This window comes from Streptomyces sp. NPDC046215 (assembly GCF_040646215.1).
Lineage (GTDB): Bacteria > Actinomycetota > Actinomycetes > Streptomycetales > Streptomycetaceae > Streptomyces > Streptomyces stramineus.
Map to the genome: position 1 here is coordinate 63,619 of NZ_JBEYZW010000008.1, position 23,839 is coordinate 87,457.

The following is a 23,839-nucleotide window of genomic DNA, read 5'->3' on the forward strand; positions in this document are numbered from 1 at the left end:
AGCACGTGCCCCATCGCGACGAGTCCGTCGAGACCATCCAGCGCGAGATGACGGCGTTCGCGCGCCGCGCGCGGGCCACCGCCGCCCGCATGCACCCCGAGCTCTCGCTGGTCTCCTTCACCCTCCTGGCCCACCTGGAGGACCAGCGGGGCTGCCGCGCGACGGATCTCGCCGCGCACTACCTGCTCGACAAGTCCACGGTCAGCCGGCAGGTCGCCGCCCTGGAGCGGCTCGGTTTCGTCGAGCGCCGGCTCGACCCCGACGACCACCGCGTCCAGGTGCTGCATCTCACGGAAAGCGGCGCCGCGATGCTCGCGCGGGTCGGCGCCAGCCGCAGGGAAGTCTTCCGGGAGCGGCTGGCCGACTGGGACGAGGCGGACCTGGCCCGCTTCGCCGGCTATCTGCTGCGCTACAACGCCACCACGCAGGAGCGGCTCAGCTGAATTCCTCCGGACAGGACCCGTCACCGAGGTGCTCCGCCGCCCAGCGCGCCAGCTCCCTGAGCGCGGGCTCCATGGCCAGGCCGGCCCGGGTCAGCCGGTAGGCGACGCGCAGCGGCGGCCCGGCGTCCACTTCCCGTACGAGCAGCCCGGCGGCGGCGAGCTCGGTGAGGCGGTCGGAGAGCATGCGCTCGCTGATGCCCGGGATCGCCCGCCGCAGGTCGGCGAAGTGCACCGGGCCCTGTAGCAGCGTGGCCACGATCAAGCCGGTCCAGCGCTTGCCGAACAGCTCGAAGACGCGCGTCATCCCCACGTCGACGCTCTTGCACGCCTGCTCACCGCTGTCCTTCATGACTCCAGAGTACTGCGCACTCGTTCGTCACTGCGAAAAAGTAAGCTCCTGTGCTATGAATAGTTGCGTACGGAGTTGCACCTCCGTGCGCCGATACCCACAGCGAAACCGCTCGTCAGGGTGGTACGCCTGCCTCTTGGAGTTCTCATGGCCACGCTGCTGCACCTCGACTCGTCCGCCCTCTTCGAGGGCTCCACCTCCCGTGACATCACCGCCGCCTTCCGCAAGGCGTGGGAGGAGCAGCACCCGGAGGGCACGGTCGTCTACCGCGACCTCGCCGCCGCGCCGCTGCCGCACATATCGGGCGCGGCCATCACCGCCGGCTTCGTCGACGAGGCCGACCGCTCCCCCGAGCAGAAGGCCGCGGCCGCGCTGCGCCTGGAGCTGGTCGAAGAGCTGGAGCGCGCGGACGCGGTGCTGATCGGCGCCCCGATGTACAACTTCACGATCCCCTCCAGCCTGAAGGCGTGGCTGGACCAGGTGATCATCATGGGCCGTACGGGCGGCGACACGCCGTCCGCCGCGGGCACCCCGGTCACCGTGGTCACCAGCCGCGGCGGCTCCTACGCCCCGGGCACCCCGCGCGAGGGCTTCGAGTTCGTGACGACTTACCTGGAGAAGGTCCTGGGCGGCATGCTCGGCCTGGAGGTCGACTTCATCATCCCGGAGCTCACCCTCGCCCGGGCCGTCCCCGCGATGGCCGACCTGGTCGACAAGTCGGACGCCTCCCGCGCCAAGGCGTACGAGGACGCGGCCGCCAAGGCCAAGGCCCTCGCCACCCGCCTCGCGGCCTGAAGACCGCCCCGCGACAGGCCCGCGGGGTCCGGCCGCCACGGTCGGGCCCCGTGGGCCTTCCGCGCGGGCGCGTCCGTGCCGCGCCCCGAAATCTGGCCGAAATCGACTGTTTGCGGCGTCGCCCCTGGTCACCACGGGCTCAAGTGGCGACATCTGTGCGCCGGAAGCGGGAAAGACGCAATCTTTAGCCGGACCCGGCTTTTAGCTAAGCCTAAAGGTGGCATCCTCTAAGAAGGAGCCGCCCTGCGGCACCACAACGCTTGGGGGTAGGCATGGCCTGGCGCGACAGTACGGGACGCGACCGACCGGCGGATCTGTCCGGTGCCCGGCTCGCGCGGCACGCGACAGCGTCCCTGGCCGGCGTGCTGGCGGAACGCGGCATGTCCCGCAAGGACTTGGCCGACTGCATGGGTGTCTCACCCGGCAGGGTCAGCCAAATCCTCTCCGGTGACGAAAACTTGACCATGCGTTCGCTGGCCGCCGTCGCCGACGCGCTCGACATGCGGATAGAGATCTCCTTCGCGGAGCCCACCCGGGCCGAGTGCCAGGAGTCCCGTGAAGCGGTCCGGTCCGCAGCCGAGCCGGTGCGTCCCTTAGAGCGCACCCGCCGCTGACTCACCGCCGCTTCACACCCGTTGAGCCGCATCGCCGGCGCCCGGGCTTTCCGCGACGAGCAGGGGGGCGGGCAGACGCTTCAGTGCGAGAATCTTCTTGTCGTCACTGCGCTTGCCGTACATGTGCGCCAGCCGGAGCAGACCCGCGCAGAAGTGCTCGGCCTCACCGAAGGCCCTCCGCACCTGGCGCACCTCTTCCCGCGTGCGCTCGCGCCGCTGCTGCTGGCACAACTTCTCGATCTTGGTCTCGATCGTGATCCATTTCTGGGCGGCGCTCCGCACCTCGCGATGCCGCTCCACGATCTCGCGCCGGAGCTGGGTGCGGCTCCTGGCCGTCCGCCCGGAGGCGTCGACCCGGGCCAGCAGATGGGCGCGCACCTGGTCGGCGAAGGAATCGAGCTCCCAGCAGTCCTGGAAGCCCTCGGCCATGCGGTCGCACCACTCGGCCCGGTCGGCCTGCAGGCGCAGCGCCAGGCTGCTCAGCAGCAGCGAATCGCCCAGAGTGACAATCACCATGAGGGGATGTTCACCGGAGGACTCCAGCTTGCGCCGGGGCACCAGACCCAGCCCGGTCACGGCACCCACCGCCGCGGGCGGCACGCTCGACACGTGGGGCAGCAGCAGACCACTGGCCAGGGCCGCCATCCCGGAGGTCCACAGCACCACGGCGACAGCGGACGCCGCCGACCGGACCGTGCCCAGCAGCCGTCCGTCCTCGCGGAAGCGCCAGACCAGGCACACCCAGGTCACCGGCGCGCAGATCGCGGCGGGCAGCACCCACTCGGAGAGCACGGACGTCTGCTCCCAGGCCACAGCGTCCCCCATTCCGGTTGCTGACGAGGCTCCCCCACGACACCGGAGTCGACGCCTTTCACCCAGCGCCCCAGCGCGACTACGGAACGATGCTCCCACTGTGACCACTACCGCATGCAATGATCCGGCCAAGCTCTTCCGTCACAGTCGGCATCACACCGGTCCCGCCCGCCCCGGAGCCACCGCGGAGGCCGACGCGCACATGCATAAGCAAAAGCAGAACGGGCCTCTCCGAGTGACTGATGTCACTCGGAGAGGCCCGTTCTGGTACCTCATGGTGCGCGAGGGGGGAGTTGAACCCCCACGCCCTTTCGGGCACTGGAACCTGAATCCAGCGCGTCTGCCTATTCCGCCACCCGCGCATGGGTGTTTGTCTTCGACTTCCGCACCTTCTTCGGACTGGTCCGTCCGGGTCTTGTGCGTTCGCCTTCCGACATCGAGAACATTAGCACGCAGGAGAGGGTGCCTTCACACCCGTTGCCGCCCGCCGGGTGCGGTGGGACCGGTAGGGACCCCACCGGTTGCGGGACACTGGCTGACGGCCGCCTCTACGATCCCTAGTGAAGGCGGCGCGAAGGCGGGACGAAGGCGACACGAAGGCACGGGAGAAGGCGACACTCGTCACTCCTGGCGCCGAAGGGGAACCAGCCGTTTTCCCGACGCGTGGATACGATCAGTAAGCAGTATCAGGAACGACACCGAGCATCAGGAACGTCACTGAGGGAAGGAGGTGCCCCGTGGGAGTACTGAAGCGCTTCGAGCAGCGTCTCGAGGGTCTCGTGAACGGCACCTTCGCCAAGGTGTTCAAATCCGAGGTGCAGCCGGTCGAGATCGCGGGCGCGCTCCAGCGGGAGTGCGACAACAACGCCACCATCTGGAACCGTGACCGCACCGTCGTCCCCAACGATTTCATCGTGGAGCTGAGCACTCCGGACTTCGAGCGTCTCAGCCCCTACTCCGGCCAGCTCGGCGACGAGCTGTCCGGCATGGTCCGCGACTACGCCAAGCAACAGCGGTACACCTTCATGGGGACCATCAAGGTCCACCTGGAGAAGGCCGACGACCTCGACACCGGTCTGTACCGCGTCCGCAGCCGCACCCTGGCCGCCAGCGAGTCCCAGGACCCGCTGGGCGGCCCGGCCGCCGCGGGCCCCCGGCCCTCGGCACCGCGCCCCGGCGCCGGTGCCGCCACCCACGGGGCCGGTTATCCGGCACCGCCGGCCGGGCTGCCGCCCATGCCGGCGTCCCCGCCGCCCGGCTCCGCGCCGTCCGGCCGCCCCGCGCCCCGCACGGGCGGGGCCGCTCCCACGGCCGGCGCCGGCTCCGCCACCCAGACCCGGCGCTGGATCGAGATCAACGGCACCCGCCACCAGATCTCACGCCCCACACTCGTGCTGGGCCGCAGTACCGAAGCGGACGTACGGATCGACGACCCCGGCGTCTCCCGCCGGCACTGCGAAATCCGGGTCGGCACCCCCGCGACCATCCAGGACCTGGGGTCCACCAACGGCATCGTGGTGGACGGACAGCACACCACGCGCGCTACGCTCCGCGACGGCTCACGGATCGTCGTGGGCAGCACCACCATCGTTTATCGGCAAGCCGAAGGGTGAAGCGGGGGCAATGTCAGAGCTGACCCTCACGGTCATGCGGTTGGGTTTCCTCGCCGTACTGTGGCTGTTCGTCATCGTGGCCGTCCAGGTCATCCGCAGCGACCTGTTCGGCACGCGGGTGACCCAGCGCGGTTCGCGCCGCGGCGGTCCGGACCGGCAGCCGCAGCGCGCGCAGGCGCAGACCGCACCGCCGCAACAGCGCCAGCAGCAGGCGGGCGGCCGCCGCGCGGACCGCGGCCGCCGCGGCGCCCCCACCAAGCTGGTGGTCTCCGAAGGCACCCTGACCGGCACGACGGTGGCTCTCCAGGGGCAGACCATCTCCCTCGGCCGGGCCCACGACTCCACGATCGTGCTGGACGACGACTACGCCTCCAGCAGGCATGCCAGGATCTACCCGGACCGCGACGGCCAGTGGATCGTCGAGGACCTCGGTTCGACCAACGGCACCTATCTCGACCGGACGCGGCTGACCACCCCGACCCCGATCCCGCTCGGTGCGCCGATCCGCATCGGTAAAACCGTCATCGAGCTGCGGAAGTAGTAGGACCATGACGACCGGAGGGTGGGCACCGTGCGGATGTACCCGGAGCCGACGGGCGAGGTGCGCATGAGTCTGTCGCTGCGTTTCGCCGCCGGATCGCACAAGGGCATGATCCGGGAGGGCAACGAGGACTCCGGTTACGCCGGCCCCCGGCTGCTCGCCATCGCCGACGGCATGGGCGGCCAGGCCGCGGGCGAGGTCGCCTCCTCCGAGGTGATCTCCACCCTGGTGACGCTCGACGACGACGTCCCGGGCTCCGACATCCTCACCTCCCTCGGCACCGCCGTGCAGCGGGCCAACGACCAGCTGCGCGTGATGGTCGAGGAGGACCCCCAGCTCGAGGGCATGGGCACCACCCTGACCGCCCTGCTGTGGACCGGGCAGCGCCTCGGCCTGGTGCACGTCGGCGACTCGCGGGCGTACCTGCTGCGCGACGGCGTGCTCACCCAGATCACCCAGGACCACACCTGGGTGCAGCGGCTCGTCGACGAGGGCCGGATCACCGAGGAAGAGGCCACCACCCACCCGCAGCGCTCCCTGCTGATGCGCGCGCTGGGCAGCGGTGACCACGTGGAGCCCGACCTGTCGATCCGCGAGGTGCGCGCCGGGGACCGCTACCTCATCTGCTCGGACGGCCTCTCCGGCGTCGTCAGCCATCAGACGATGGAGGAGACGCTCGCCAGCTACCAGGGCCCCCACGAGACGATCCAGGAGCTCATCCAGCTCGCCCTGCGCGGCGGCGGCCCCGACAACATCACCTGCATCGTCGCCGACGTCCTGGACGTCGACGGCGGCGACACCCTGGCCGGGCAGCTCAACGACACGCCCGTCATCGTCGGCGCGGTCGCCGAGAACCAGCTCCAGCTGGGCGACGACGGCGCCATGCAGACCCCGGCCGGGCGGGCCGCCGAGCACGCCCGCGCCAACCGCCCGGTGCCCCCGCAGGCCCCCGGCGCGCCCGCGGGCGGCTTCGGCCCGCCCGGCAGCGGCGACCCGGCCATGGGCGACGCGCCGGACGGCTCGTTCGGCTCGTTCATGGACGAGGACTTCGTCAAGCCCGCCGCCCGCGGCAAGTGGATCAAGCGGTCGGTCATCGCGGCGCTGGTGCTCGCCGTCGTCGCAGGCGGCCTCTACGGCGGCTACAGCTGGACGCAGACGCAGTACTACGTGGGCGCCAAGGACGACAACCACGTGGCCGTCTACCGCGGCATCAACCAGGACCTCGCGTGGGTCGGCCTCAGCAAGCTCTACGAGGACCACCCCGAGATCGAACTCAAGTACCTCCCGGTCGACCAGCGCAGCCGCGTCGAGGAGACCATCGCGCTCGACAGCCGGGAGAAGGCCGTCCAGAAGGTCAAGGACCTCGGCCTGCTCGCCGGTGCCTGCAAGAAAGAGGACGAGCGGCGCAAGGCCGAGCAGCAGCAGCGGGAGAACGAACAGCAGAGCGGCGACCGGGCCCGCGGCTCCCTGGGCGACGTCGTCAAGGACCCCAGGACCGACGCCAAGCCGAGTGCCGCCCAGGCCACCCCGACGCCCGCGCCGGGCCCCACCCTCACCGAGGAAGAGCAGAAGTTGGTCCCGCAGTGCAGCGCTCAGCAGTGAAGCAGTAGGGGGCCACCAACTCATGTCAGCCATGCCATCCATGCCGAGTAGTACCACCACCACGACCACGATCAGCACCGTGGGCCCGCCCAGCCGGCGCAACACCGAGCTGGCGCTGCTCGCCTTCGCGGTGATCATCCCGTGCTTCGCGTACGCCAACGTGGGCCTCGCCCTCAACGGCGAGATGCCCTCCGGGATGCTCGGCTACGGCCTCGGCCTCGGCCTGCTCGCGGGCGTCGGCCACCTCGTGGTCCGCAAGTTCGCCAAGTACGCCGACCCGCTGCTGCTGCCGCTGGCCACCCTGCTCAACGGCCTCGGCCTGGTGATGATCTGGCGCCTGGACCAGTCGGAGCGGCTCGCGCTCCTGGCCAAGCGGCAGGGCTTCACCTTCGCGGCGTCCGCGCCCAACCAGCTGCTCTTCTCGGCCGTGGGCATCGCCCTGTTCGTCGCCGTGGTGATCTTCCTCAAGGACCACCGCATCCTCCAGCGCTACACCTACATCTCCATGGTGGTGGCGCTGATCCTGCTGGTGGCCCCGGTGTTCTTCCCCGGGAAGTTCGGCGCGAAGATCTGGATCACCGTTCCCGGCCTGGGCTCCATCCAGCCCGGCGAGTTCGCGAAGATCATCATCGCGATCTTCTTCGCCGGCTACCTGATGGTGAAGCGCGACGCGCTCGCCCTGGCCAGCCGCCGCTTCATGGGGCTCTACCTGCCCCGCGGCCGTGACCTCGGGCCGATCCTGGTCGTCTGGGCGCTCAGCCTGCTGATCCTGGTCTTCGAGACCGACCTCGGTTCCTCGCTGCTGTTCTTCGGCATGTTCGTCGTCATGCTGTACGTGGCCACCGAGCGCACCAGCTGGATCGTCTTCGGCCTGCTGATGTCCGCCGGCGGCGCGGCCGTGGTCGGTTCGGTGGAGCCGCACGTGAAGGTCCGCGTGATGGCCTGGCTGCACCCCTTCGCGGTCTACGACACCCCGCGCCCCTCCTGGGCGACGACCGAGCAGATCGCGCAGGCCCTCTTCGCCTTCGGCTCCGGCGGCGTCTTCGGCACGGGCTGGGGGCAGGGCGCCTCCGACCTCATCCAGTTCGCCGCCAACTCCGACTTCATCTTCGCCTCCTTCGGCGAGGAGCTCGGCCTGGCCGGCGCCATGGCGCTGCTGCTGATCTACGGCCTGATCGTCGAGCGCGGCGTCCGTACCGCGCTCGCCGCCCGGGACCCCTTCGGCAAGCTGCTCGCCACGGGTCTGTCGGCCGGTTTCGGCATCCAGGTCTTCGTCGTGGCCGGCGGTGTCATGGGCCTCATCCCGCTGACCGGTATGACCATGCCGTTCCTCGCGCAGGGTGGCTCGTCCGTCATCGCCAACTGGGCCCTGATCGCCATCCTGATCAAGATCAGCGATACGGCACGGCGGCCCGCACCGGCGCCCGCACCGTCCCCAGACGCCGAGATGACCCAGGTGGTCCGCCCGTGAACAAGCCCGTCCGCCGGATCGCGATCTTCTGCGGGCTGCTGGTGCTGGCCCTGCTCATCCGCGACAACTGGCTCCAGTTCGTCCAGGCCGATGAGCTCAAGACCCACAAGAAGAACCGCCGGGTCGACATCGCCCGCTACAGCCAGCCGCGCGGCAACATCATCGTGGACGGCCAGTCGATCACCGGGTCCCAGGAGACCAACGGCGTCGACTTCAAGTACAAGCGGACGTACAAGAACGGTGAGATGTGGGCGCCGGTCGTCGGCCGCTCCTCGCAGGTCTACGGGGCCACCCAGCTGGAGAACCTCTACGACGCGGTCCTCATCGGCGACGACGACCGGCTGTTCTTCAACCGCACCGTCGACATGATCACGGGCAAGGGCAAGAAGGGCGGTGACGTGATCACCACCCTGAACTCCAAGGCGCAGGAAGCGGCCTTCAAGGGCCTGGGGGACAAGAAGGGCGCCGTCGCCGCCCTCGACCCGCGCACCGGCAAGATCCTCGCCCTGGCCTCCACCCCCTCGTACGACCCGTCGAAGATCGCGGGTGCGAACGACGGCGAGACGTGGACGGCGCTGGACAAGGACAAGAACCAGCCGATGCTCAACCGGGCGCTGCGGCAGACCTACCCGCCCGGCTCCACCTTCAAGGTCGTCACGGCCGCCGCGGCGCTGGAGAACGGCCTGTACAAGGACGTCGACTCCAAGACCGACTCGCCGCTGCCGTGGATCCTCCCGGACACAGTCACCAAGCTGGAGAACGAGGGCAACATCCCCTGCAAGGACGCCACGCTGCGCGTGGCCCTGCAGTACTCGTGCAACACCGTCTTCGGCAAGGTCAGCGCCGACCTGGGCAACAAGAAGATGATGGAGTCGGCGGCGAAGTTCGGCTTCAACAACAAGCAGATCCTCACCCCCGTCCGGGCCGAGGAGAGCGTCTACCCCAAGGACAACCGCCCGCAGAACGCGATGGCGGGCATCGGTCAGGCGTCCAACCGCGCCACGCCGCTGCAGATGGCCATGGTCGCCGCGGCGGTCGCCAACAACGGCAAGCTCATGGAGCCGTACATGGTCGACAAGGTGCGCGCGCCCAACCTGAACGTGATCGAGACGCACACGCCCAAGGAGATGTCCCAGCCCATCTCCAAGCAGAACGCCCAGAAGCTCCAGTCGGCCATGGAGACGGTCGTCCAGGAGGGCACCGGCAAGAGCGGGCAGATCCCGAACGTCACGGTCGGCGGCAAGACCGGAACCGCGCAGCACGGCGTGGACAACAGCGGCAACCCCTACGCGTGGTTCATCTCCTACGCCAAGACGGACAACGGCTCGCCGGTCGCCGTCGCGGTCGTGATCGAGGGTTCGGACACCGACCGCAGTGACATCGCCGGCGGCAAGCTCGCCGCGCCGATCGCCAAGAGCGTCATGGAGGCGGTGCTCAAGACGTCGAAGTGACGCCGTTCACCTCCGCGTCCGTGCGCCGCAGGTGACGGTACCGGTCGTGTATCAGGTGGCCGTCGCGGCCGGAAGGTGTGCAGCGTGCCGGGTACGGTATGCCGGACAGCACACCGCCGGACCCACGCCGGTGCGGTCAGGAAAACGGAAGGGCTGGAGCTATGGAAGAGCCGCGTCGCCTCGGCGGCCGGTACGAGCTGGGCTCGGTGCTCGGCCGCGGTGGCATGGCCGAGGTCTACCTCGCCCACGACACCCGGCTCGGCCGCACCGTCGCCGTGAAGACGCTGCGGGTGGACCTCGCCCGTGACCCGTCCTTCCAGGCCCGGTTCCGCCGGGAGGCCCAGTCGGCGGCCTCGCTCAACCACCCGTCGATCGTCGCCGTGTACGACACCGGCGAGGATTACGTGGACGGGGTCTCGATCCCGTACATCGTCATGGAGTACGTGGACGGGTCCACGCTGCGCGAGCTGCTGCACTCCGGCCGCAAGCTGCTGCCCGAGCGCTCGCTGGAGATGACCACCGGCGTCCTGCAGGCGCTGGAGTACTCCCACCGCGCCGGCATCGTCCACCGCGACATCAAGCCGGCGAACGTCATGCTGACGCGCACCGGCCAGGTCAAGGTCATGGACTTCGGCATCGCCCGCGCGATGGGCGATTCCGGCATGACGATGACGCAGACCGCGGCCGTCATCGGCACCGCCCAGTACCTCTCCCCGGAGCAGGCCAAGGGCGAGCAGGTCGACGCGCGTTCGGACCTCTACTCCACCGGCTGCCTGCTGTACGAGCTCCTGACGGTGCGTCCGCCCTTCATCGGCGACTCGCCGGTGGCCGTCGCCTATCAGCACGTGCGGGAGGAGCCGAACCCGCCGAGCACGTTCGACCCCGAGATCACGCCCGAGATGGACGCCATCGTCCTCAAGGCGCTGACGAAGGACCCGGACTACCGCTACCAGTCGGCCGACGAGATGCGCGCCGACATCGAGGCGGCCCTGGAGGGTCAGCCGGTGGCCGCGGCCGCCGGCATGGGCGCGCACGGCGGCGGGTACGGCGAGGACCAGCCGACCACGATGCTGCGCTCGCACGACCACGGTGCCGGCCAGACGTCGATGCTGCCGCCGGTGCGCGACGACGACGGTGGTTACGGCGGCTACGACGACGGCAACGGCCGCCGGCGCGGCGGCGGTGGCGGCCGGAAGAGCAACCTCTCGACGATCCTGCTGATCGTCGCGGGCATCCTGGTGCTCGTGGGTGCGATCTTCATCGGCAAGTCGCTCTTCGGCAGCACCAACAACAGCTCCGACATCTCGGCGCCCAACCTGGTGGGGTCGACCCTGCAGGAGGCGCAGAGCCAGGGCCAGAACGTCGATCTGAAGGTCGTGAAGTCGGGCACCAAGGCGTGTGAGCAGGACAAGGGCAAGGTCTGCGAGCAGGACCCCAAGTCCGGGGTCAAGGTGAAGCGCGGCAGCGAGATCAAGGTCGTCATCTCCGAGGGCGCGCCGATGGTCGCCATCCCGAACGTCGTCAGCCTGTCGTTCGACGAGGCGTCGAAGCAGCTGACGGACGCGGGCTTCACCGTCACGCAGAAGACGAAGCCGTCCGAGCGGACGCCCGGCACCGTCCTCAGCCAGAACCCGACGGGCAAGGCGAAGAAGGGTGCGGAGATCACCCTGACCGTCGCCGAGGCCGAGCAGAACAAGCAGGTGCCGTCGGTGGTGGGCCAGCCCTTCGACGCGGCCAAGAAGCAGCTGTCCGATCTCGGCTTCACAGTGACGAAGCAGGAGGAGGAGTCGGACCAGCCGGTGGGCAACGTCCTGCGGCAGAGCCCTGACGGCAACACCGCCGCACGGCCCGGCTCCACCGTCACGCTGACCGTGGCCAAGGCGGGGCAGAAGATCACGGTGCCGCCCACGACGGGCAACAAGCTCAAGGACGCGAAGAAGGCGCTGACGGACGCGGGCCTGAGGGTCGGCAACATCGGCGGCCCGCAGGACGACAACGCCAGTGTTGTCGCGACCAACCCGCCCGCCGGCACCCAGGTCGCCAAGAACACGCCCGTCGACATCACCACGGTCGCGGGTCTGCCCGGCGGCGACTCCGGGACCCCCGGAGGCCCCGGCGGCCCCGGCGGGGACACCGGCTCGCCCGGCGGCGGCAACAACGGCGGCGGTTTCTTCGGTGGCTTCATAGGGGGTCAGCGCCACTGACGGCGCGCCCGAACAGACGGACGAAGTCCCGGCACCCGAAGTGGGGTGGCCGGGACTTCGTCCGTGATGAGGGGGTCAGCGCAGTTCGCGGGGCTTGGTGCGCTCGCTGTCGACCTGCTCCGTGCGCTGCAGTTCCGCCCAGACGATGTAGCGGTAGTCGGAGGTGTAGACCGGGGTGCAGGTCGTCAGGGTGAGGTAGCGGCCCGGCTTCTTGGCGCCGGATTCCTTCGGCACGGGGTCGAGCACGTCGACGTTGTACTTCGAGGTCTGCCGCAGCTCGGAGTAGACCTTGTAGACGTACCAGACGTCGCGGGTCTCGAAGACGACCGCGTCTCCGGTCTTGATCTTGTCGATGTTGTGGAACTTCGCGCCGTGTCCGTCCCGGTGGGCCGCGAGCGTGAAGTTTCCCTCTGTGTCCCAGGGCATCGCGGACTTCACGGGAGAGCGGTAGAACCCGGCGACGCCCTCGTTGAGCACCGCGCTGGAGGTGCCGTTGCGCACGAGCACCTCGCCGTTGCGCATCGCCGGCACGTGCAGGAAGCCGATGCCGTCCTTGGTGTCCAGGGCGCCGGGCCCCTTCGCCCAGGTCTCGCGGACCTGGTTGCCCTGCTTCTTCGCCTCGCGGTCGGCGAGCACGTTCGTCCACCACAGCGAATAGACGACGAACAGCGCCATCAGCACGCCCGCCGTGATCAGGAGCTCCCCGACCACCCCGATCGCGGCGGCGATGCGGCTCCGCCCGCGGGTCGGCCGCCGGGGCTCGTCGCCGTCGTTCCCTGCCACCGCGCCGTACCCCGATTCGCTCCGCTGTGCACTCACCCGACGAGGGCGTCCGGCTTTCCCTGGCTCCGGGGCCGCTCGTCGACCATCTTGCCCCAGACAATCATTCGATACGTACTGGTGAACTCGGGCGTGCAGGTCGTCAGGGTGAGGTAGCGGCCGGGCCGGGTGAAGCCGGAACCCGGGGGCACCGGCGCGATGACCCCGACGTTCGCCGGCGGGGTCTGCTCCAGACGGGTTGTCATCTCATAGGTGTAGAAGGTGCTTCGCGTCTCGACAACGATCTTGTCGCCGGGCGTCAGCCGATTGACGTACCGGAACGGTTCGCCGTGGGTGTTGCGGTGGCCCGCCAGGGCGAAGTTGCCGCTCTTGTCCCAGGGCATGGCGGTCTTGAGGGCCCCCTGCGCGTAGTGCCCGACCATGCCGCGGTCCAGGACCTGGTGCTTGCCGATGCCCTCGGCGATCGGGGCCTTCACGTCCAGGGCGGGGATGTAGAGGATCGCGAAGCCCTCGCCGGGCGAGAACTCCCCCGCGTCGCGGTCGGCGGCGCCGGTGTCCCGCTGCCAGGACTTGCGGAGGTGATCGGCCGCTCCGCCCGCCTGCTGGTGGGCGATCACATTGGTCCACCACAGCTGGTAGGCGACGAACAGCAGCAGGACCACGCCGACGGTGATGAACAGCTCGCCCACCAGGCGGCTGAGCAGCACGCCGGCGCTGTCCCGGCGCGCCACCCGGTGAGCCCGGTGTGTTCCGTGGGCTCTATGGGCCCTGTGAGCCCCGTGTGCCGCCTTTCGGCGGGCGGCGCGCCCCCCGGTGCCCGACGGCGGCGCCGGGGCCGCCACGGGCGACGGAGCCGGCCGGCGCAGCTCCAGTGTCGGATGGTCCTCGGGCGGCAGGGGCTGCGCTACGACTCGGGGGGCTCCAGGAGGGCGTACCTCCGTCACGCCCCGGCCTTGCCGACCACCGGGGCAAGGCCCGCCGATCGTCCGACGGCGGCCGCGTCGCCACAGGTCACCAGCCAGTTGGCCAGCATCCGGTGGCCCCACTCGGTGAGCACCGACTCGGGGTGGAACTGGACCCCCTCGACGGGCAGCTCGCGGTGGCGCAGGCCCATCGCGATGCCCGACTCCGTCCAGGCGGTGATCTCCAGCTCGTCCGGCCAGTTCTCCCGCTCGACCGCGAGGGAGTGGTAGCGGGTGGCCGTGAAGGGCGAGGGGAGGCCCTCGAAGACGCCGGTGCCCTCGTGGGTCACCAGGGAGGTCTTGCCGTGCAGCAGCTCGGGGGCCCGGCCGACCACACCGCCGTAGGCGACGGCCATCGACTGCATGCCCAGGCACACGCCGAAGACCGGCACGCCGGTCGACGCGCAGTGGCGGACCATGTCGATGCAGACGCCCGCCTGTTCGGGCGCTCCGGGGCCGGGGGAGAGCAGCACCCCGTCGAAGCCGTCCTGCGCGTGGCCGAGCTCGACCTCGTCGTTGCGCAGGACCTCGCACTCGGCACCGAGTTGGTAAAGGTACTGGACGAGGTTGAAGACGAAGCTGTCGTAGTTGTCCACGACGAGGATGCGTGCACTCACCGGTTCACCGCCATTCCGTTGTCGACCGTGACGTCGTTGAACGGCAGCAGTGGTTCCGCCCAGGGGAAGACGTACTGGAACAGGATGTAGACGATCGCCAGCACGAGCAGCAGCGAGGTCAGCGCCCGCGCCCATGAGTTGCCCGGCAGATGCCGCCAGATCCAGCCGTACATGCTGTCCCCACTTGCCGATGACGTAGTCGCTTGGTGGCACCAGACTAAAGGGCGCGCGCGGGGCGGGCGGGTCAGCCGGCCAAAGCCTTCGGCCTGCCCTCGGTGACGGGCGAGGTGGCGTCCAGGTGCGCCCAGACGATCAGCCGGTGACTGTGGCCCCACTCCGGCTCGCAGGTGGTCAGGGTCAGGTAGCGGCCCGGCCCCCGGAAGCCGGATCCGGCGGGTACGGGGTCGATCACGCCGATGTCGTCCGGCCGCGTGCGGTGGGGCGCGGCGTCAACGCGGTAGGTGAACCAGGTCGTGCCGTCGGTCAGCACCACCGCGTCACCGGGCCGCAGTTCGGGGAGGTCCTTGAACGGGTCGCCGTAGGTGCGGCGGTGGCCGGCGACGGCGAAGTTCCCTTTTCCGCCGAGCCGCGCGGTCCGCTCGTAGTGCCCGAGGCCCTTCTTGAGCAGCTCGGTGCCGGTGCCGTGGAGGACGGGCTTGGCCCATCCGGCCCCGAGGCGGGGGATGTACATGACGGCGAAGGACTCGCCGTCCCGGTAGGAGCGGGAGGCCGCGGCGGGGTCCGCCGCCCGGGCGGCACCGGCCGTACCGGCCGCGCCGGCCACGGGGCCGGTGGACCAGCGGTCCTGGAGGCGGCCCAGCTCGTCGTCCATGGCGCTGTCCGCCCGGATGCCGGTCCAGTACAGGACGTACACGACGAACAGGACGATCAGGGTGCCGGCGGTGACGCACAGCTCGCTGAGGGTCCGGACGACGAAGCGCACCCTCACCGGCCGGCTCCCTCCCGGGGTCTACCCGACGGGCTTGGCGTGGTGGAGGTCCACCGTGCCCGAGTAGCCGGGCAGGGTCACCGTGTCGTGCTGGTCGACCTTCCAGCCGAGCCCGTAGGCGTTCACGTACTGGAGATAGTTCTGGATCGCGGGCGAGGTGTCCAGAGCCTTGCGCAGCGCTCCGCGGTCGCCGACGGCGGTGACCTTGTAGGGCGGGGAGTAGACCCGGCCCTGGAGGATGAGGGTGTTGCCGACGCAGCGCACGGCGCTGGTGGAGATCAGCCGCTGGTCCATGACCTCGATGCCCCTGGCGCCGCCCTTCCACAGGGCGTTGACGACGGCCTGGAGGTCCTGCTGGTGGATGACCAGGTCGTTCGGCTGGGGGTCGGGGACCCCGGGGATCTTGGCGGTGGCGTTCGGCGGGGCGTCCGCGAGGGTCACCGTCAGGGCCGCACCGGTGAGTTTGCGGGTGCCGGCGCCCGCCTCCAGGTCGGCGAGCTTCTTGTTCTCGGCGGCGGTGTTGCCGCTGTCGCGCCGGGCCAGGGCGTCGACCTGGGAGCGCATGCCCGCGGTGCTGTCGTCCAGGCCGGCGTTCTTGCGGCTGCGTTCCTGGATGAGGTCGGAGAGCCGGAGCATGGAGTCGTCGGTGCGGATATTGGTGCCGTGAGCGGTGTTGAAGCTGGTCCAGAAGATCAGACCGGCCAGCGCGAAGACCCCGCCGGTCAGCAGCCGCACCGGCCGGAATCGCCGGGAAGGCGTGCTGGTGGAGTCCGCAGAATTGCTCAACGTACCCTTATCCTCTCCGACGCCGCGGAAGCACTACGCTAACGGACGCCCGGGGGATGGTGGCGTCCCGTCGCACCCCGAACCGGCCGACAGCCCTTTGTACCCACCTTGTATCCCCAGCGCGGTCACGCAGCGCATCGACAGGAGAGTTCCTCGTGCCGAAGTCACGGATCCGCAAGAAGGACGACTTCACGCCGCCGCCGGCGAAGCAGCAGCAGAACATCAAGCTGACCAGTGGGCGCAGCTGGGTGGCGCCGCTGATGCTGGCGATGTTCCTCATCGGGCTGGCCTGGATCGTCGTCTTCTACGTGACCAGTGGTGACATGCCGGTGGAGTCGCTGCGCAACTGGAACATCGTGGTCGGCTTCGGCTTCATCGCAGCGGGGTTCGTGGTCTCCACCCAGTGGAAGTAGGGCTTCCAGGGGGCTTCGCGCAAGCCCTCCGGGCAGCTTTCCGGGGAGTTATCCACACCCTCGTCCACAGTGGGGAAAAACTCAGAAGATCTGTGGATAACTTCCCCGGCGTTGACGCCGGTGTGACTGATCGCAAGCGCTCCGTATCGACGGCCGCAGGGCTGCTTCCAGCGAAAACGTAGGTCTGTGCGATGTCGGACAGCTGTTCCCCACAGCGTGCACAAGATTCTGTACACGCTGTGGACAACCGGTGGGGACAGCCGGTGGGAACCGTGGACGGGGCCGTGATCACCCGGTGAGCTGGGCGAGCCGTACGACCACCGTCGCGACGATCGCCAGCAGCGCCAGGCCGTAGGTGACGCCCTGCACGAGCGCGCGCTTCTCCCGTGGCGCGTGCACCAGGCCGTACGCCACCGCCGTGCCCAGCACCAGGCCGCCGATGTGTGCCTGCCAGGCGATGTTCTGCCAGGCGAAGGTGAAGATCAGGTTGAGGACGAGCAGCGCGATGACCGGGCGCATGTCGTAGTTCATCCGGCGCATCAGCACGGCCGTGGCACCCAGCAGGCCGAAGACCGCCCCGGAGGCGCCGAGCGAGGGCTGGGCCGGGTCGGCGATCAGGAACGTCAGCGCGCTGCCGCCCAGACCGGACAGCATGTAGAGCGCGAGGTACCGGCCGCGGCCGAGCGCCGCCTCCAGCGGTGGGCCGAGCCACCACAGCGAGAGCATGTTGAAGGCGAGGTGCATGGGCGCCTGGTGCAGGAACATCGCGGTCAGCAGCCGGTACCACTGGCCTTCCGCGACGCCTTCCAGCGGCTCGCCGTAGGCGGTCTGCGCCCGGCCGAAGAGCTCCAGGTCCTCCAGGAGCCGGTCGCCGACGGCCAGCACCAGGATCCACAGGGCCACGTTGAGCCCGAGCAGGACCTTGGTCACCAGCCGGGGGTCGGCCACCTGGGTGCCGCCCGCGATCGTGCGCGGCGCGGTGGCGCGCACGTGGGAGGTCCCGCCCGGGGCGTCCCCGGCCAGGGCCGTCCGGCCGCTCGCGCAGTCCGGGCAGTGGAATCCCACCGACGCGTTGACCATGCATTCCGGACAGATCAACCGGTCGCAGCGCGTGCAGCGGATCCCCGTCTCCCGGTCCGGGTGCCGGTAACAGCCGACCGCTTGGTCGTTCATGCGTTCCCCTCGGGCCTGTCGCGGACGGGCCTGCCTGCGACGCACGCCCCGCCCGTCATACGGACGGGCGGGGCTGCGGGTTCCCGGCCGGGGGTGATCAGCCCTTGCGGGTCTCGACCACGACCGACTCGATGACGACGTCGTTGACGGGACGGTCGGTGCGCGGGTTGGTGTCGGTGGTCGCGATGGCGTCCACGACCTTCTTGCCGGCGTCGTTCGCGACCTCGCCGAAGATGGTGTGCTTGCCGGTCAGCCACGCGGTGGGCGACACGGTGATGAAGAACTGCGAGCCGTTGGTGCCCGGACCGGCGTTGGCCATGGCCAGCAGGTACGGCTTGGTGAAGGCCAGGTCGGGGTGGAACTCGTCCGCGAACTTGTACCCCGGGCCCCCGGTGCCGTTGCCCAGCGGGTCACCACCCTGGATCATGAAGCCCTCGATGACGCGGTGGAAGACCGTACCGTCGTAGAGCTTGTCGGTGGTCTTCGCGCCCGTCTCCGGGTTGACCCACTCCCGCTCGCCCTTGGCAAGCTCGACGAAGTTCCTGACCGTCTTGGGCGCGTGGTCCGGCAGGAGCCGCACCTCGATGTCGCCCTGGTTGGTCTTCAGGGTGGCGTAGAGCTGATCAGCCACGATCTACCTTCCATAGTCTTCACTGACGGCTAACGATCCTCGCACGGACGGGTTCGCGGCGAGTAGGCGGCAAACACCCGCGCGCGGCGCGAAACCGTGGCATTGTCGAGCGAAGCTCACCGAAGTTCACCGAAGCCCACCGAAGCACTCCTGATGACCCGGATGCCCGCTCGCACGTGCCGGACCGCCCTTTGGCAGGCATGATTTTTCACTGGGTGGAAAGGCGACAAAACATACGCCACCGAGGAGGAGGTTCTCGTGACCCGCAAGGACAGCGTGTTCGCCGCGACCAGCACGGCCAAGGACAGCGTGCGACACGCCGCGGACGTGGTGGCGCCCTACGCCGGTACGGCCAAGGACGCGGCCGTGCACCTCGCACACGAAGCGCGAACCCAGATCGCTCCCAGGGTCTCGACCGCCGCACGGCAGGCCCGTACCGCCGCCGGCGAGCAGTACCACGCCCACCTGGCCCCGCGCCTGGAGCACGTCCGTGACTCCCTTCCGCCCAAGGTCGACCAGGCGGCCGCCCGCGCCCGGGCCGCCGCCGAGCCCGTCCGGGACGAGGCCGTGGCCAGGAGCGCCGCGGCGCTGGCCGCGCTCCGCGGCCAGGTGTCCGCCGCGGACATCGACAAGCTCCTCAAGAAGCGCGACCGCCGGTGCCGCGCGGGCCGGGTCGCCAAGCGCTTCGCCCTCTTCGGGCTGCTGGCGGGCGGCGCGTACGCCGCCTGGAAGTGGTGGGACAAGCAGGCCAACCCCGACTGGCTGGTGGAGCCCCCCGCCCCCACCGAGATCGCCGACCGCTCCCCGCTGACCGCGGTGGACGGCAGCGCGGAAGCCGGTCTCGACCCGGACGTCCAGGCCAAGCAGGACCGCGAGGACCGTGCCGAGGACGACGCCGAGGAGCGCGGCGACCAGCGCTGACCCCCTCCGGCCCGGCCGGGAAGCACAGACGCCGCGAGGCGGGAGACATCAAGAATCTCCCGCCTCGCGGCGTGCGGCGGTGAGGGGAGATGAGAAGAGGGGCTGTCGGGACCGCGCCTCAGGCCGTCGATCCGAGCGGGACGAGCGCGACCCGGGCGCCGCGTCCCGGCGCGGTGTCCAGCTGGGCGAGCACCGCGGGCACGGCGATCGAGGGGAGCAGATGGTCGAGGAGCGAGGCGATGTGGTGCTCCAGGTCCGCGCCGCTGGGCACCTCGTCCAGGACGAGTGACATCCCGGTCCAGGCACTCATCACGACCCGGCCCGTCTGCACGGGATCCAGGTGGGGCAGCGTCTCCCCGCGGCGCTTCGCCTCCACGAGAACGTCCGTGAGCACGGTGATCCACTCGGGCCAGGCGGTGCCGAGCAGCCGGCGCGCGGTGTTGTCCACCGCGAGCCGCAGCACCGCCGCCTGCACCGGCTCCCGCGGCAGGCGGTAGGCGAGCCCCATGGCGATGTCGACGAGTTCTTGCAGCTTGAGCGTCTGCGGCAGCACGCCGTCCGTGGTCACCGCCTCGTCGAGCACGCTGCGGGCCAGCGCCTCCTTGGAGCTGAAGTGGAAGTACGCGGCCCCCTTGGTGAGGCCCGCGCGCTTCGTGATCTCGCCCATGCTGGCACCCTCGTACCCGCACTCGAGGAACACGGCAGCAGCCGCGTCCAACAGCTGCTGCCGCGTTCGAGCACCCCGGGTCTGAGACGCCATTTTCACCCTCTTCACCTGGCTGATCCTGAAAATGGAGCACAGGATACCGGCCGTCCGGTGAAGCGGGCCCGCCGCTCCGCGCAGCAGGCGGATCCGGCGGGGTGGCGTCAGGCGGTGCGGGGATAGCCCTCGCGGGGTGATTCCTGGCCCTGCCGGCAGGACGGGGAGAGGGCCACGATGCCGTGCGCGACGGAGCTCAGGGTCATGTGCCGGTGCCAGCCACCGAAGGTGCGGCCTTCGAAATCCATGGCTCCCACCCGGTTGCTCACCTCGGAGAAGTCACGGTCGACCCGTTCGGTGAGCAGGCCCAGGCGCAGGAGGACGGCGGGGGGCACCTCGGTCATGTTGGAGAGCCACAGCTCCCGCGGCCGGCGTGTGCTGCCCGACCACACGCCGACCAGTTGCAGCGGCGGCTCCCCGCGGGACTCCGCGGAATCCGGCCGCGCCGGGGCGGCCGGCAGGTGCGGCAGGGCGACCTTGGTTCCGGTGACGAGCGCGGAGCGGGCGACGGAGCTGTTCGGGTCCACCCAGCCGACCGCGCGGGAGGACCGCTTCACGCCTTCGATCAGCTGCCGGGCCGGGAGGGGCTGCTCGCGGTGGCGCGGCAGCGCCACGTCCTGCGGCACCAGCGGGGTCGATCCGTCGATCCTGAGGACGAACGGCACGTCGGCGTGCGTGAAGCCGCGGACGAAGGCGGACGCGTCGTACTCCCGCGTGTCCATCACGACCGGCCGGCGCCGCAGCCCCCAGCCGGCGGCGACTTCGAGCGCGGCCTCCAGCGCGCACGGCCGCCGCCGGCTCCGGCCGATCTCCTCCGGAATCTCGCCCCGCCTGCGCCGCGCCTCGTCCTCCACCCAGCTCTGGGGGAGCACCAGGCGCCAGTTGACCGGCGCGCTCCGCTGCTCGTTGGCCAGCCAGACGCTGTACGAGCGCTGATTGTTGACCACCTTGCCGAGCTGGGAGACGAACGACTCCTCCACGCCGACGGTGTGGTCGCCGGTCTTCAGGACGACCATCGGCTTCACCACCCACGCCTGCGGCACCAGCACCCGGTCGATGTGCGAGGCCAGCGCCTTGCGCACCGGTTCCCAGTCCCAGGAGGACTTGCTGATGAAGTGCTGGAGACGCTGCTCGGCCGCGCTGCCGCCCACCAGGGACGCGATGGAGCGCATGGATTTGCGCCCCGGCACGGACAATAGACCCGATACGTACCATTCGCCCCGCTCGCGCTGATCGCGGCGCGGCAGCGACATCAGCATGCGTCTGGAGAACTCCGCAGCCGCGTCTCCGGCGGCCTCGCGCCGGACATCACCCCGTAGCGCATTCAACCTGGACACGTTTCTGCCCCCTGCTCCGAACACAGCAATTGCGATCACGCACTGTGATCGCAAAAGCCCCCGTTTGCCCTCAGTAGCACTCAGTAGTTGAACATGGGGTCAGTTATTTGGCCATCAAGATCAGCGTTATCAACGTCACACCGCCGCCTCGGCGAGGGCAGGGAGGTCGCCGGTCGGGTGGTATGTACCTCTATCAGCCGCTAAAAAAGTCAAGTCTCCTCTATTGGGGCGGAACGAACAGAACGCGTTCTGCATCACCGGTCTGATGTGAAGGCGCGATTTTCCGCAGAAAAACTAACCGAGCGTTCAATTCCGCTTGACGGTCCGCCACGTCGGGGTCACCGTCCGCGATGACTCCGCCGTGGCGATCCTGACGCTGCGTTACGGTAGGCGCCGCGCATCCGGCGGCGCGCGCCGGTCAGGACGCCGCGTATCCGCCGTCGACCGGGTAGAAGCTGCCGTACGCGAACGACGCCCGGTCGGAGAGCAGGAAGGCGGTCAGTTCCGCCACTTCCTCCGTGGTGCCGAACCGGCCCGCCGGGTGCAGCCCCGCGAAGTAGTCCTTCGTCGGCTCGTCGAAGTCCACCAGGAACGGCGTCTCGACGAAGCCGGGGCCCACGGCGTTGATGCGCACGCCCAGCGGGGCGTATTCGAGCGCGGCCGTCTTGGTCAGGCCGATCAAGCCGTGCTTGGCGGTGGTGTACGCGGGCGAGCCGGCCAGCACCTTCACGCTCAGGATCGAGCCCATGTTGACGACGGCGCCGCCGCCCGAGGCGACGATCGCCGGGAGCTCGTGGTGCAGGCTGTTGAAGACACCGGTGAGGTTGGTCGCGATGACCTGCTGGAACGCCTCGGGCGGGAACTCCCCCGTGATGCCCTTGGGGCCGGGTATCGCGGCGTTGTTGACCGCGAGGTGCAGCCCGCCGAAGGTGTCGACAGCGGCGCGCACGGACGCGGCGACGGCGTCCGGGTCGGTGACGTCGGCGACCACGGCCAGGGCCCGGCCGCCGCGCTCCTCGATCTCGGCGGCGACCTTCTCGATCTTGTCGCTGTCCCGGCCGGTGACGACGACGGCGGCGCCGGCCCCGGCCAGGCGGAGGGCGACGGCCCGGCCGATGCCCGAGCCGCCGCCGGTGATCAGGGCGGTCCGGCCGGCGAATTCCTGTGCGTCCGCCGGTGCGGCCGTGGCCTTGGACGTGTCAGACATGGAGAGCTTCCTTCTTTCGGAGAGCGGTTGCGAGGAGGGCCGGGGAACGCCGGGCGACGAGCAGAGCGCGTACGGCCGTCGTGGGCCGCAGCACCGCGCTCGGCGGGGCGAGGAGCTGCTGCACGTCCATCAGCACGCGGTTGACCGGCGCGGAGACGTGGCTGGCCAGCAGGACCCGGCCGGTGTACCAGTTGAGGACGGCGGTGCCGCGCGGCCTGGGGCCGGTGGTCTCGGGATGGGCGAAGTCGCCACCGATCGCCATCTGCCAGGGCGCGTCGATGACTTTGGCGGCGGCGGAGTAGTAGGCGCGGGCCATGGCGGGGCCCGTGCCGCCCGCCGTGTCCAGGGCGCGGCCCAGTGCCACGGCCTCCAGGGCGCCGACCGTCATGCCCTGCCCGTACAGGGGGTTGAAGCTGCACAGCGCGTCGCCGACGGCCACGAAGCCGGACGGCAGGTGGCGCAGCCGTTCGAAGCGGCGGCGGCGGGCGGCGGGGAAGGTGAACTTCTTCGCCTCGCCGTCGTCGACCGGCCGGGCCCCGGAGACGACGTCGCGTACGGCCTTGCTGGGCAGGGCGGCGGCGAACTCGGCGAAGCCCGCGGGGTCGGTGGGGGCGTGCGCGCGGTGCCAGCCGCCGAGCGTGACCATCCAGCGGTCGCCCTCGACGGCGAACACGGCGGCGGCCCGCTTGTCGCCGTTCGCTCCCGCCATCACGTGCGCCAGGCCGCCGCCGGCGAGCCGTTCGCCGGGCTGCCGGTGGAAGAGCCGGGTGGTGTAGCCGACGTCGACCTTCACGGCGTCGGTCTCGGGGGCCGGGCAGCCGAGGGCGCGCAGCCAGTTGTCGGCGCCCGCGCCGCCGCGTCCCGAGGCGTTGACGACGAGGTCGGCGCGGAGCGTTTCGCCGCTTTCCAGTTCCACTCCGGTGACCCGGCCGGTCGTACCGGTGAGTCCGCACACGGCGGTGCGGTCGCGGATCTCCACCGTGGGCAGGGCGGCGACCCGGGCGCGCACGGTGTGCTCCAGCAGGGCCCGGGTGAGGCTGAGGCCCTGGTCTCCGCTGCGGAAGCGCTGCCGCAGCGCGCCCATCTGGTGCATCAGGAGTTCGAGGCCGGGGTCGAAGGGCACCGCGCCCCGGGCGAGCAGCTCGCTGTCGATGCCGGGGAAGAGCTCCCCGAGCTTCCGCTTGCCGCTGAGCAGCAGCGCGTGCCCGTGCTCCGCGTGGGGCGCGCCACGGCGCGGGCTCGGAGTCCCGGGGAGGCTGTCCCGGTCCAGCACCGTCACTGTGGAGAAGTGCTCGGTGAGGATGCGGGCCGCCATGAGACCGCTCATCGATCCCCCGATGACCACGGCATGTCTGCCGACCACGGCCATGTTCTCTCCCTCTTCGTGCGTACGGGTCCTCGCGTGAC

The 23,839-nt window shown here is 70.2% G+C and carries 24 protein-coding genes, 1 tRNA gene and 1 pseudogene; 11 read left to right on the top strand and 15 right to left on the bottom strand.

All coding sequences use genetic code 11. From position 1 onward, the window contains the following. Window positions 1-5 precede the first annotated feature (5 nt). On the top strand, window positions 6-443 hold the full coding sequence (locus tag ABZ951_RS05730; RefSeq protein WP_344085198.1) for a MarR family winged helix-turn-helix transcriptional regulator: 438 nt from the start codon (window positions 6-8) through the stop codon (window positions 441-443). On the opposite strand, the gene ABZ951_RS05735 is transcribed toward ABZ951_RS05730, so the two are convergent. Continuing rightward, window positions 436-792, bottom strand: coding sequence for a helix-turn-helix domain-containing protein (locus ABZ951_RS05735; RefSeq protein WP_344085195.1), 357 nt, complete (start codon window positions 790-792; stop codon window positions 436-438). The two genes, ABZ951_RS05730 and ABZ951_RS05735, sit on opposite strands and share 8 nt — an antisense overlap. 147 nt (window positions 793-939) lie before the next feature. On the opposite strand from ABZ951_RS05735, the gene ABZ951_RS05740 reads away from it, so the two are divergent. Beyond that, the gene (locus ABZ951_RS05740) at window positions 940-1,587 is read left to right on the top strand and encodes an NAD(P)H-dependent oxidoreductase (protein ID WP_344085192.1); all 648 of its coding nucleotides are present in this window, start codon (window positions 940-942) and stop codon (window positions 1,585-1,587) included. A 272-nt stretch (window positions 1,588-1,859) separates the two neighbouring features. Beyond that, on the top strand, window positions 1,860-2,201 hold the full coding sequence (locus ABZ951_RS05745; protein ID WP_344085189.1) for a helix-turn-helix transcriptional regulator: 342 nt from the start codon (window positions 1,860-1,862) through the stop codon (window positions 2,199-2,201). A gap of 12 nt (window positions 2,202-2,213) precedes the next feature. On the opposite strand, the gene ABZ951_RS05750 is transcribed toward ABZ951_RS05745, so the two are convergent. Together ABZ951_RS05750 and ABZ951_RS05755 are read right to left on the bottom strand one after the other, a co-directional pair. Next, the gene (locus ABZ951_RS05750) at window positions 2,214-3,026 is read right to left on the bottom strand and encodes a hypothetical protein (protein WP_344085186.1); all 813 of its coding nucleotides are present in this window, start codon (window positions 3,024-3,026) and stop codon (window positions 2,214-2,216) included. Window positions 3,027-3,289: 263 nt separating this feature from the next. Continuing rightward, window positions 3,290-3,376, bottom strand: a tRNA-Leu gene (locus tag ABZ951_RS05755). A gap of 375 nt (window positions 3,377-3,751) precedes the next feature. On the opposite strand from ABZ951_RS05755, the gene ABZ951_RS05760 reads away from it, so the two are divergent. From ABZ951_RS05760 to pknB, 6 genes are all read left to right on the top strand, one after another. Beyond that, window positions 3,752-4,627: a DUF3662 and FHA domain-containing protein gene (locus ABZ951_RS05760; RefSeq protein ID WP_344085183.1), complete on the top strand. Its 876-nt coding sequence runs from the start codon at window positions 3,752-3,754 to the stop codon at window positions 4,625-4,627. A 10-nt stretch (window positions 4,628-4,637) separates the two neighbouring features. Then, complete coding sequence (locus ABZ951_RS05765; protein ID WP_344085180.1) at window positions 4,638-5,168, top strand: FHA domain-containing protein; 531 nt, start codon at window positions 4,638-4,640, stop codon at window positions 5,166-5,168. A gap of 66 nt (window positions 5,169-5,234) precedes the next feature. Continuing rightward, entirely contained in the window at window positions 5,235-6,770 is a 1,536-nt protein-coding gene (locus ABZ951_RS05770; RefSeq protein WP_344085306.1) for a PP2C family serine/threonine-protein phosphatase, read from the top strand. Between the two features lie 40 nt (window positions 6,771-6,810). Then, window positions 6,811-8,241 carry an FtsW/RodA/SpoVE family cell cycle protein gene (locus ABZ951_RS05775; RefSeq protein ID WP_344085177.1) on the top strand — a complete coding sequence of 477 codons (1,431 nt, stop codon included), beginning with the start codon at window positions 6,811-6,813 and terminating at the stop codon, window positions 8,239-8,241. Then, window positions 8,238-9,692, top strand: a complete 1,455-nt coding sequence (locus tag ABZ951_RS05780; protein WP_344085174.1) for a penicillin-binding transpeptidase domain-containing protein — start codon at window positions 8,238-8,240, stop codon at window positions 9,690-9,692. The genes ABZ951_RS05775 and ABZ951_RS05780 overlap by 4 nt, the downstream gene beginning before the upstream one ends. Window positions 9,693-9,853: 161 nt before the next feature. Further along, window positions 9,854-11,896, top strand: a complete 2,043-nt coding sequence (pknB, locus tag ABZ951_RS05785) for a Stk1 family PASTA domain-containing Ser/Thr kinase (RefSeq protein ID WP_344085171.1) — start codon at window positions 9,854-9,856, stop codon at window positions 11,894-11,896. 75 nt (window positions 11,897-11,971) lie between these two features. On the opposite strand, the gene ABZ951_RS05790 is transcribed toward pknB, so the two are convergent. The 6 genes and pseudogenes from ABZ951_RS05790 to ABZ951_RS05815 all read right to left on the bottom strand — a co-directional run bounded on the left by ABZ951_RS05790 (window position 11,972) and on the right by ABZ951_RS05815 (window position 15,990). Next, entirely contained in the window at window positions 11,972-12,679 is a 708-nt protein-coding gene (locus ABZ951_RS05790; protein ID WP_344085168.1) for a class E sortase, read from the bottom strand. A 32-nt stretch (window positions 12,680-12,711) separates the two neighbouring features. Beyond that, window positions 12,712-13,416, bottom strand: a pseudogene (locus ABZ951_RS05795) (class E sortase); the annotation flags it as partial. Window positions 13,417-13,616: 200 nt separating this feature from the next. Then, complete coding sequence (locus tag ABZ951_RS05800) at window positions 13,617-14,255, bottom strand: aminodeoxychorismate/anthranilate synthase component II (RefSeq protein ID WP_344085165.1); 639 nt, start codon at window positions 14,253-14,255, stop codon at window positions 13,617-13,619. Next, window positions 14,252-14,428 (bottom strand): hypothetical protein, encoded by a 177-nt coding sequence (locus ABZ951_RS05805; RefSeq protein ID WP_344085162.1) that lies wholly within the window; start codon window positions 14,426-14,428, stop codon window positions 14,252-14,254. Before ABZ951_RS05805 ends, ABZ951_RS05800 begins: the two co-directional genes overlap by 4 nt. A gap of 71 nt (window positions 14,429-14,499) precedes the next feature. Continuing rightward, window positions 14,500-15,204 (bottom strand): class E sortase, encoded by a 705-nt coding sequence (locus tag ABZ951_RS05810; protein ID WP_344085159.1) that lies wholly within the window; start codon window positions 15,202-15,204, stop codon window positions 14,500-14,502. Window positions 15,205-15,225: 21 nt separating this feature from the next. Then, window positions 15,226-15,990, bottom strand: coding sequence for a DUF881 domain-containing protein (locus ABZ951_RS05815; protein WP_344085156.1), 765 nt, complete (start codon window positions 15,988-15,990; stop codon window positions 15,226-15,228). 155 nt (window positions 15,991-16,145) lie between these two features. Here ABZ951_RS05815 and crgA point away from each other — a divergent pair, with 155 nt between their 5' ends. Beyond that, window positions 16,146-16,403 carry a cell division protein CrgA gene (crgA, locus tag ABZ951_RS05820; RefSeq protein ID WP_344085153.1) on the top strand — a complete coding sequence of 86 codons (258 nt, stop codon included), beginning with the start codon at window positions 16,146-16,148 and terminating at the stop codon, window positions 16,401-16,403. 288 nt (window positions 16,404-16,691) lie between these two features. On the opposite strand, the gene ABZ951_RS05825 is transcribed toward crgA, so the two are convergent. Together ABZ951_RS05825 and ABZ951_RS05830 are read right to left on the bottom strand one after the other, a co-directional pair. Continuing rightward, window positions 16,692-17,576 carry a rhomboid family intramembrane serine protease gene (locus ABZ951_RS05825; protein ID WP_344085150.1) on the bottom strand — a complete coding sequence of 295 codons (885 nt, stop codon included), beginning with the start codon at window positions 17,574-17,576 and terminating at the stop codon, window positions 16,692-16,694. A 97-nt stretch (window positions 17,577-17,673) separates the two neighbouring features. Beyond that, complete coding sequence (locus ABZ951_RS05830) at window positions 17,674-18,207, bottom strand: peptidylprolyl isomerase (protein WP_344085148.1); 534 nt, start codon at window positions 18,205-18,207, stop codon at window positions 17,674-17,676. Window positions 18,208-18,465: 258 nt separating this feature from the next. On the opposite strand from ABZ951_RS05830, the gene ABZ951_RS05835 reads away from it, so the two are divergent. Next, complete coding sequence (locus ABZ951_RS05835; RefSeq protein ID WP_344085145.1) at window positions 18,466-19,128, top strand: DUF5324 family protein; 663 nt, start codon at window positions 18,466-18,468, stop codon at window positions 19,126-19,128. A 118-nt stretch (window positions 19,129-19,246) separates the two neighbouring features. Here ABZ951_RS05835 and ABZ951_RS05840 read toward each other — a convergent pair whose 3' ends face one another. From ABZ951_RS05840 to ABZ951_RS05855, 4 genes are all read right to left on the bottom strand, one after another. Beyond that, window positions 19,247-19,888 (bottom strand): ScbR family autoregulator-binding transcription factor, encoded by a 642-nt coding sequence (locus ABZ951_RS05840; RefSeq protein WP_344085142.1) that lies wholly within the window; start codon window positions 19,886-19,888, stop codon window positions 19,247-19,249. A gap of 107 nt (window positions 19,889-19,995) precedes the next feature. Further along, the gene (locus ABZ951_RS05845; RefSeq protein WP_361279157.1) at window positions 19,996-21,147 is read right to left on the bottom strand and encodes a transposase; all 1,152 of its coding nucleotides are present in this window, start codon (window positions 21,145-21,147) and stop codon (window positions 19,996-19,998) included. Between the two features lie 496 nt (window positions 21,148-21,643). Beyond that, entirely contained in the window at window positions 21,644-22,432 is a 789-nt protein-coding gene (locus ABZ951_RS05850) for an SDR family NAD(P)-dependent oxidoreductase (RefSeq protein ID WP_344085139.1), read from the bottom strand. Continuing rightward, window positions 22,425-23,801 (bottom strand): monooxygenase, encoded by a 1,377-nt coding sequence (locus ABZ951_RS05855; RefSeq protein ID WP_344085137.1) that lies wholly within the window; start codon window positions 23,799-23,801, stop codon window positions 22,425-22,427. The genes ABZ951_RS05850 and ABZ951_RS05855 overlap by 8 nt, the downstream gene beginning before the upstream one ends. Window positions 23,802-23,839 lie beyond the last annotated feature (38 nt).